General features: G+C 39.6%; 3 protein-coding genes. 2 read left to right on the forward strand and 1 reads right to left on the reverse strand.

The annotated features are described in order from the left end of the window. The coding region (locus NCWK1_RS15370; RefSeq protein ID WP_222838790.1) for a hypothetical protein at nt 1-209 on the forward strand (209 nt) is incomplete at its 5' end. Here NCWK1_RS15370 and NCWK1_RS15375 read toward each other — a convergent pair. Then, a complete protein-coding gene (locus NCWK1_RS15375; protein WP_103125310.1) occupies nt 206-796 on the reverse strand; it encodes a hypothetical protein in 591 nt (196 codons plus the stop codon). The genes NCWK1_RS15370 and NCWK1_RS15375 overlap by 4 nt on opposite strands. 202 nt (nt 797-998) lie before the next feature. On the opposite strand from NCWK1_RS15375, the gene NCWK1_RS15380 reads away from it, so the two are divergent. Then, on the forward strand, nt 999-1,901 hold the full coding sequence (locus NCWK1_RS15380; RefSeq protein ID WP_245894907.1) for an aldo/keto reductase family protein: 903 nt from the start codon (nt 999-1,001) through the stop codon (nt 1,899-1,901). The last annotated feature ends 7 nt before the right edge of the window (nt 1,902-1,908 follow it).

Raw genomic sequence — 1,908 nt, forward strand, 5'->3', positions numbered from 1 at the left:
ATCATTTTTTTAGTGAAATGGTATTAGATGGAGCATCAGGTTCATCTTATATAGAAATTCCTGTTACTATTACCTCTAAAACTGTGAATGGAAAAGTGAAGCATTTTAAAGGTAGTTATACCTTGCGGCATATTAATGATATTCCCGGTTCAACTCTCAAGCAAAGGATGTGGCATATTTATTCGGCAAAAATTACTCAAATACATTAATCGTTTCTGTATATAGTGTGATTTTGAATGACCCCAGCATTATTGAGATTAATCATAATTGAAGATGTAGTTTTATCCAAATTTGCTTCTAAAGGAATGACTACTGTGTTATGAATACGCTGTGGGTCTCCAAATAAACATCGACATTTAAACTTTGTAGTCATGATTGGCAAAAAAGCAATTTTGGCATTTAGTTTGCCATGATAATTACCACATTCAGTGGCAGTATCAGGTGGAAAACAAGTCTGTTCATAAAGATAGAAAGTTTTAGAATAGCCTGGATAATTAATTACTTGCTTTAAGTTAAAATCAAATATGCCAGAAATTGCCAAAATATATAGCGCTAGTAAGAATATTCCACTGGATAATAATAAGTAAAGACCTAAAAAAATCCGCCTGTTGAAAATTGGCAATGGCTGGGGCTTTTTTAAAAATATAATACCTATTCCCAACGCTAGTAACCACATTCCCACAAAAATCGACCCTTGAGCAGTTTGCCAACTAGGAATGAAGGGGGTGTTAATAACTGCGATCGCTACAAATGGAGCTATTAACACAAATAGGAACTGTAAATTGCGGTGCTGCATAGCTGGATTTTTTCGCCATCATAGCCGATCTCATTAAGAAGTAAGGGGAGTTTAGACCTCATCAGCAAAGCTTTTGATATTCTCACTGCTCATAGGCATATTTAGATAGACAAAATATCTGCAATTTGAATGAGGAAAGCTCTGGCGGCTTAAGACAAAGTTTGTAAATACGCTAAAAATCGCTTTTCGGGGATTAAACAAGATGCAAACTTCCGTAAAACAAGACATCCAAATGAAATACAGACAATTAGGAAACAGTGAGTTGCGCGTTTCCGAAATTAGTCTTGGTTCCTGGTTAACTTATGGGGGTGGCGTAGAACAGCAAAATGCCGAGGCTTGTATTCACAAAGCTTTTGACGTTGGAATTAACTTTATTGATACTGCCAATGTTTACGCAAATGGTGGAGCGGAATCCTTTTTGGGAGAAGTATTGCAAGGAATTGAGCGTTCATCATATATCTTAGCGACCAAAGTCTTCTTTCCAATGTCAGCTACTGATAAAGGACTTTCAGCAGCCCAAATCCGCAAACAAATTGATGCTTCCTTACAGCGACTGCGTACCGATTACGTTGACCTGTACCAATGCCATCGTTACGATCCAAATACACCGTTAGAAGAAACAATGACAGCCCTGACTGAGGTAGTGCGTCAGGGAAAAGCGCGTTACATTGGCTTTAGCGAGTGGAGTCCAGAACAAATCCAAGCAGCGCTCAATTTAACTGATGTTGAACGCTTTGTTTCCAGTCAGCCACAATATTCTATGCTGTGGCGCAAACCGGAAGCACAAGTATTTCCCTTGTGTGCCGCTAATGGTATTGGTCAGATTGTTTGGTCGCCGTTAGCTCAAGGTGTACTTACAGGTAAATATCAGCCAGGACAAGCGCCACCGCAAGATTCTCGCGCTGCAAACGACAAGATGAATTCGTTTTTGCGGGAGGAGTTATTTAACGATCGCACTCTCACCGCAGTCCAAAAACTCAAATCAATTGCTCAAGACTTGGGTTTGAGTATGCCGCAATTGGCACTGGCTTGGATATTGCGAGATGAGCGTGTGTCTTCAGCAATTATTGGTGCTAGTCGTCCAGAACCTGACTTTTCCCGTTAAGTCTCTT

It is taken from the genome of Nostoc cycadae WK-1 (genome assembly GCF_002897135.1).
Classification (GTDB): domain Bacteria; phylum Cyanobacteriota; class Cyanobacteriia; order Cyanobacteriales; family Nostocaceae; genus Nostoc_B.

Bases quoted from the DNA above. Each gene is read 5' to 3' on its own strand.
- NCWK1_RS15380 (WP_245894907.1), top strand. From the start codon at position 999: ATGCAAACTTCCGTAAAACAAGACATCCAAATGAAATACAGACAATTA.
- NCWK1_RS15375 (WP_103125310.1), bottom strand. From the start codon at position 796: ATGCAGCACCGCAATTTACAGTTCCTATTTGTGTTAATAGCTCCATTT.